Here is a 6820-nt window from a genome sequence, read left to right on the forward strand (position 1 = left end):
CCGGATATCATTATTTTAGATAGCATGTCTATCTCCAAGCGAAGCGGGCCTCAAGCATCGCCGACACTGCCGACAAAAAAATCCGACGCTCAGGCGAATTGCAATTTAGGTGACAGGTGTAAAGAAAAACAGCCGCCCCCGAGGCTGCACGTCTATAATTTGACAGGGTAGTTTCTGTTATTGGTGGTACGACCCTACCCTAACTGGCCTCCCCTGATGGAGGAGGAAACAATCCGAGCTGCTGCAAAATAACCATGTTGTCCCACGTGACCCAGGTTTCCACTATTTTCCCATTGTCCAGACGATGATATCCGGAAAACTCGGAGTATATTCTCTTTCCCGTGGGAGGAAATGGTCCCATTTGACCTGTGTGAGTGCCGCTAAAACTGCCATAAAAGGCAACGAGATCTCCTTCGGCAATGAATACTTGTGCCTTATTTTCAATATCTGTAAAGGTTTTATCCCATTCCCGGACAAGCGCTTTGAAATCATCAAGACTTTCGACAACTACATCAGGTGTTGCCTGACAATGCCGCACATAGCCTTCTGCGATGTACTGATCCAGTTCCTCGTAAGCAGTATCCTGCAGGACCTCAAATGCTTTCCTTACAATTTCCTTGTTTCGTTCTTCGGTATTCATGTTTGTGCACGAAAGCGAAAAAGCGGCTATGCATAGGATACAGACGCAGGTCAGAAAACAAAAAACACGTACATTTTTTAGACTCATCTCTCCTCCTAATTGAATGACTTTGGCTTGCTTAATCTCTGTTATTTGGTGGGTCCGATCCCACCCAACTCTACTGCAATGTAGCAACAACCGCGGTTTTAAACAGTCCCGCCCTTGCTTGCCTTCATTTCCTCTATCAATGCAGGAATCGCGTTCTCTAGATTCTTCTTATAAATTTTAGCAAACAACTTTCCGAAGAAAGAGACGCCCATGCCATCGGCCTCAATTACCCAGGTAAGTTTAGTGCTGCGTGCATCAACCTCCTCAAAGATGTGGTCGTAATGGACGGCTAACCACAGGAAACGCCCTCCCCACTTCCAATTATTATATGGGTTGAATTCGACCATGGTGAAGGCAGATTTGATGCCATTGCTCAGATAAATGACGCCTTGCGACTTTGGGTTCAATGGACTTCCAGCCCGGAGTTTCACCTGCTTGATGTGCTTAGCCCAGGTCGGCCATTTCTCGACATTTGACAAATGCTGCCAGGCGTCTTTAACTGGCAACTCAACTATGAACTCTCGTCGAAGCAGCATACGCATTTTGTTAATCCATCCTGCTGTCTATCAATATGACTATATTTTATAATGCCGAAAATAGCAATCTAAATGTATATACTTCTCTGGTTTGGCGATTTGAACTGCGCAATTGGAAGAGAATACCATCATGAGTTCCTCCTCCTTTTTTCGGCGGGAAATCTTATTTACAAAATGTAAAATTACCAAGAATTAGTCAAGAAAAAATATTTTCAGGGGAGGATTCAAGGTGGTCGAGGCCTGCAACCGACCGCAAACAAATTTTTGCTCAGAAAAAGCAGGAAGCTATGACAACTACAGCGTCACGACAGGTGAAGAAGCAAAACCCGTTTCTTCAAACGGTGGCACAACCGCAAAATACCTGCCGAACGCCGTGTCGTTTGGTCCGGGTATGCCCGGTGAAAAATACATGGGACATACGGCAAATGAGTTCAAGAAGCTGAGCAATCTGCTTTTGGATACGCAGATGTTTTCCGAAATGATGTTGCGTATTGGCAATCTGGAAACGCTGTAGGATCGCTTTGGAACTGATCCTTTAGGAGATTCAACGTCAGCATGAACAAACACGACGGTTGGCGTCGTTCAATTCTAACTATTTCATACGAGAGTTGACAAAACTTAGCGGTTGAGCTTCTCTACTTGCGTAACACACATGAGGAAAGAAGAAAGGAGTTCAATATGACAGAGGGTTTTGTATTAGCTGATGGCGACGGGCCAGTGATTTTTAAGTTTTAGCTTAAGGGAAGAAAACAAAGAGACAGCATAATCTAAATATTCAAACCCAGGAACTCACGTTCGGCTCTGGCAATATATTCACTATCTTGGTAAAAAGCCAACAAATTACTCAACTCAAGTTGTGCGAGGCGGGGATCTCCGGCTTTAAGATAAGCGATCCCGATCATAAATTGAGCGTCATCAGTCTTATTATTGTTTTCAAAAGCGAAAACTCTCTCGAACTCAGCAATGGCCACTTGGTAATTTCCCAAAGCATAATTGCTCTCTGCAATCCAGTACTGAGCGTTGTCAGCCAAATTATCCGAGTCGCTCTGACGCAGCAATTCCTGAAATTTTACAATAGCCAGATCAAACCTTTTCCCGTAGACATCATCAAGGGCGTCCTGGTAATATTGTGCATACTCGGAATTACTTTTCAGGCGAGGAGCAGTTTGATTTGTGGAAGCGAAGTTAAAGTCGCTTCCTTTAGGTACGTCAAAAAGGTTACTGAGCGCCGCGAGCTGATGGTCGGCTTCTTGCATTTCCAGGCGTAAACTATCGAGCATCGAGTTTCTGGAGCCTGAAAGTTTTTCTAACTCAGCTATTTCAACTTCCAAGTCCAAAAAGAGTTCTTCACTCAGAAAGTCTTGCTCAGCGGCGCTCATGTCGGCGCTGGAGGGACCAATACCAAGAGCTGCCAATATTTCCCGTCTTTGAAGATCTTCTAGTTTTGTTGCCTCCTGATCTAAAATCGCAAATTGCGTTATTAAATCCGAGTTTTCAGATTCGCTATAACCGTTTTTTGAGTTGGCAAATTCGTCGTCATAAGCGACAGTTGGTACGCGTCCGCTGCACACCATAAATAATCCCCAAATCATTAAAAGAAGTGAAATAAATGAGGTGCTTAAGATTCTTCTTACTTCGGACATGATGTGTACTCCTTTAGTTATAAAACATTAATAATTGCAAAGCGTCCGCTGACCTTGATTATTTCTATGGTGTCAATCGCCCATCAAAATGTGGCAAAGATGGATGACACCACTACAAGGAATAAAATATATTTTCGCATTTTTTCACCTCAGATGTGTTGTGAGACTTGCCATAAGTGCTGAAAAAATGTTTAAGCTTTTTTGAGGAACACATCCATTAATGCAAAGGGTGTACCAATCTTTAAGATATGTATTTAAGTGCTAAATAAACAGTATACTGATAGGGAGCGCTGTTTAAGAAACATGTAAATTTGTGCGGGGTTTTTTCATGATTGTAATACAAAAGCGTAATGAGGGATTTTAAACTTAAAATTTATCGAATATCAGCGTCTAGGAAAAATAGTTTGAGTAAAATTTACCCTCGCCGATCTTTTCGATGACTTTGTAATGTGAGATTGTTTTGCCGATCATTGGCTACCCATAATCTTGTTTGTAAAAAGTGTTGATTTAAATGCTTTCGAGGAGGCGGATTTGTAAACTTCCAAAGGTAAAGAAACTCTAACAAATCAAGGGAAAATTCTAAATGGTCATCAAAGGTGATTTGAATGAGGAACCATCGACTGGTTCCGCAACCAGTTAAAGCTCTATTCAAAAGGCCAGGAAAGATTTGTCCCGCTCCACCCCACTCTCAGGAAAATGCTGCTGGACCGGAAAGCGGAAATTGAATATTTCGACCCGGATGAACATATAATCCCATTTATTCGGGACACTCTCACCGCTTATTTGAGCCGGGCTAAAAAGAAAGCTGGAATCGACAAGAAGGGGGCTGTTCACATTTTAAGACATACGGCGTCGACGAAGCTTTTGAGTAATTCTCAGAATATCCGCTATGCTCAGGAACTCCTGGGACATAAAGACATCAGTACAACACAAATTTATACGCCTGTCACCAAAGAGGAACCGGATAAGGCTGTGAAGCAAGCATTTTCTTAATACTTAGGCTGCGTATCACTGTTAACCTTTTATGTTGAAAAAGAGGGATTTAGATCCCCCACCCCCCACTTAAGTGAACATTAGCACCATTTATATAGCACGCCTCATCCGAGAGAAGAAACCGCACAATAGAGACCACATCTTGGGTGCTACCTATATATCCGGCCGGAATTTTCTTCGCCATGGCTTCCAATTCTGCTTCAGGCGCGCTACCGGAGTTAATGAATCCGGGGGAAATGGCGTTAACTGTGATTCCATGCGGTGCCAGTAAGCGTGCCAATGACCGCGTTAATACAAGTACCCCAACCTTTGCAATGTAATGTGCGGTGAGTTGAGGTTGAGCGACTTGGCGATCCGCATTGGCCATGCTAAAACTGATGATACGCCCCCATTTACGCGCCTTCATCCCGGGCGCTACCGCACGACTCAAGTAAAAAACGGGATGTAGATTATTATCAAACATGGCATGCCAGCCTTCGACGGTTTCTTCGAGAAGATTTATGCGGTGATACGGTCCAGCGCAATTGATTACAGCGTCGATGCGTCCCCACTCCCGCTCTACTTGCTTCGCAAGTCCTTCAGCAGGTTTGGGCTTGGAGACATCACACCGAATGGCAAGGCCGTGGCTACCTCTTTTCCGTATTTCGGCTAGCGTCTTTTCCCCGTCCGTTTGGCTCGTGCGGTAACATACAGCTATCTTCCAGCCTTCATCGGCCAAAGATAGAGCAATGGCTCGTCCGATACCTCGTGCCCCTCCCGTTATCAAGGCAACTCGTTCGTCCATCTCATCCTCCTTTTAACTTCATTTCAGGCAATCACCAAAACATAGAAGCTTTCTGGTAAAAGATCGATCTGTGGATTTCCCTGATTCTTCATTACGTTCGAGCATGAAATTCACACGCCTGTAACGCTTAGGTTAACCTGGCAAACCGCTCTACACTAAGACTGATAAAATGACCTTAGCTTTCAATTTATCCACACAGTTTCAATTGAAACACGGCGGCGGTTTGGTCAGGTTGAACCTTTTGTTAGGCTACTGCCCTGAGTTATTGCTGATTAATCATACAAAAATTGTTTGACCTTTGATTCAAAGAAATCGTAACTGTATGCACCTGTGAAATACTCTTGGATGATTCCTTTCTTATCAATTAAAAAAGTCACAGGTCGTGCCGAGCCCAAGTCATCTCTAACCCATTCAAAAACATCCACATAACCGGACAGGAAATCGAATGGATATTGTTTGGCATAATCTAATACTGTCTCTCTTGATTCATCGGATAGAGCGATTACAGTCAAACCTTCGTCTGCATATACTTTTTGCAAACGATTTAGATCCGGCATCTCTTTCAGACACGGCGGACACCACGTCGCCCAAATATTGACCAGAATGACGTTGCCAAAGTATTCACTAATATCGTGTTCTGTGTCATCAGAAACAAGTTTGAATGATAAATTAGGTGCTTTTCCCCCTTTAATCTCTTCAAACTGTTGCAAAATCATTCCTGTGTGTGGCTTTTCCATAGTTATGCCAACAAAGGCCAAAACGGAAAGAACGATAAAGAACAATGACAAAACCGCGCTGAGCCATCCAAAGATGCCCCTTGGAAGATGATACTTATTTTTTCTTCCAAGCATATAGATAATTCCAAGACCGATAATAATGGCTAATACTAAAATCAATTGACCCCAATCGAGAACAAACTTAGCATTATGTGCAATGAAATCTCTCATTGGAAACCTCTCTTTTCAATTAATATTTTACGTCTGAGATTATATCAATCAGACAACAGAGGCTGCCATTTTGTTGCCCGGCTTGTGCCATTAGAACTTCAAGATCAATTTAAAGTCAGTCTACCTAAACTCCCGCTTACCCGATTAGGCGTCGATGTAAGAATCACCCACCGCCACAATGCTTTTCATAATTATTAGTAACTACAATTTCATCCACGTTGATCGCTTTGATTATTTTTTCCATTTTGGGAGCTTGCATTGAATATCCTTCATTGTTACTGAAATAGGAAAATAATTTGTTGTAAATATCAAGAACCTCTTCTTTAGGGCCACATGCACATAAGGAACCTGGGATGTTAATATTCAGTTCTCGCAACATTTCCTTTTCAATTTTATGAACCTTTTCAAGATATGAAATTTCATTTAGCTCTTGTTTCATCCGGTCAATCCTTTTGAAATTTGCGACCCAGTCGAATTTTTTAAAACGCAAACATCCAATAAATACTGCACTTGCCTCATAGTATTCTCTCCATGGGGATCCCCTCTCCCATGGTTTTCCAATTAATAAAGGGTAATCTGAATAGAAAATCTTGTCCTCTTTGGATCCATATCCCATTGCAATGCGCGCAAGAGCTTCCATTGATGGTTCATCATATTGGTCTGGCCCATCAGCTCGTGGAAGGTGTTTAAAGGCGGGAATAAACTTCGTGAAATGATCTCGACTTAGGTCATGAAATTTGAAATGTCGTTCTCTGTTTCGAACTCTTTCTTCTTTAGTTGGACGGAAATAGGTTGGATCACTGCGTGATTTTCCGAGCCATCCCATTTCGATATCGGTACTTAGCTCCCAAAAGAACTTTAAAATTATTTCTAATTCTCGTGAAAAATTCGCGAACGAAGTATTGGATTGACCTTTACCTTTACAAAATTTTTTCCAGCCATTTTTATAATCGCTTACTGCCTTTCTGAATGGACTAGGAATTTCACTATCAAATTCCCCATAATGTTCTGGGGCAACTGCTGCTTCACATGCCAGATGATATTCTTCTTCGACTAGGAATTTTTCTTCGTCATCCTGAGTCCAGTTTGCATTCAAATTAAAATTAAAAATAGTAACTGTAAAGGTCAGATTAACTAGAAATTTCATAAAATACCCTTTAGTGTAATAATGTAATTGCTTGACGCCTTAA

8 protein-coding genes are annotated in these 6820 nt (G+C 42.2%); 2 read left to right on the forward strand and 6 right to left on the reverse strand.

Features of this window, described 5'->3' with window-relative positions; translation table 11 throughout:
• Positions 1–199: 199 nt before the first annotated feature.
• The gene (locus IH879_17075; GenBank protein MCH7676638.1) at positions 200–727 is read right to left on the reverse strand and encodes an ester cyclase; all 528 of its coding nucleotides are present in this window, start codon (positions 725–727) and stop codon (positions 200–202) included.
• 98 nt (positions 728–825) lie between these two features.
• Positions 826–1263 (reverse strand): SRPBCC family protein, encoded by a 438-nt coding sequence (locus IH879_17080; GenBank protein MCH7676639.1) that lies wholly within the window; start codon positions 1261–1263, stop codon positions 826–828.
• A 229-nt stretch (positions 1264–1492) separates the two neighbouring features.
• On the opposite strand from IH879_17080, the gene IH879_17085 reads away from it, so the two are divergent.
• On the forward strand, positions 1493–1777 hold the full coding sequence (locus IH879_17085; protein MCH7676640.1) for a hypothetical protein: 285 nt from the start codon (positions 1493–1495) through the stop codon (positions 1775–1777).
• Between the two features lie 253 nt (positions 1778–2030).
• On the opposite strand, the gene IH879_17090 is transcribed toward IH879_17085, so the two are convergent.
• Positions 2031–2906, reverse strand: a complete 876-nt coding sequence (locus IH879_17090; GenBank protein MCH7676641.1) for a tetratricopeptide repeat protein — start codon at positions 2904–2906, stop codon at positions 2031–2033.
• 696 nt (positions 2907–3602) lie between these two features.
• On the opposite strand from IH879_17090, the gene IH879_17095 reads away from it, so the two are divergent.
• Positions 3603–3899, forward strand: coding sequence for a tyrosine-type recombinase/integrase (locus tag IH879_17095; GenBank protein ID MCH7676642.1), 297 nt, complete (start codon positions 3603–3605; stop codon positions 3897–3899).
• Between the two features lie 49 nt (positions 3900–3948).
• Here IH879_17095 and IH879_17100 read toward each other — a convergent pair whose 3' ends face one another.
• The 3 genes from IH879_17100 to IH879_17110 form a co-directional block, all read right to left on the reverse strand.
• Entirely contained in the window at positions 3949–4683 is a 735-nt protein-coding gene (locus IH879_17100; GenBank protein MCH7676643.1) for an SDR family oxidoreductase, read from the reverse strand.
• A 272-nt stretch (positions 4684–4955) separates the two neighbouring features.
• A complete protein-coding gene (locus tag IH879_17105; protein MCH7676644.1) occupies positions 4956–5630 on the reverse strand; it encodes a TlpA family protein disulfide reductase in 675 nt (224 codons plus the stop codon).
• 163 nt (positions 5631–5793) lie between these two features.
• Complete coding sequence (locus IH879_17110; GenBank protein MCH7676645.1) at positions 5794–6777, reverse strand: hypothetical protein; 984 nt, start codon at positions 6775–6777, stop codon at positions 5794–5796.
• Positions 6778–6820 lie beyond the last annotated feature (43 nt).

It is taken from the genome of candidate division KSB1 bacterium (assembly GCA_022562085.1).
Classification (GTDB): domain Bacteria; phylum Zhuqueibacterota; class Zhuqueibacteria; order Oceanimicrobiales; family Oceanimicrobiaceae; genus Oceanimicrobium.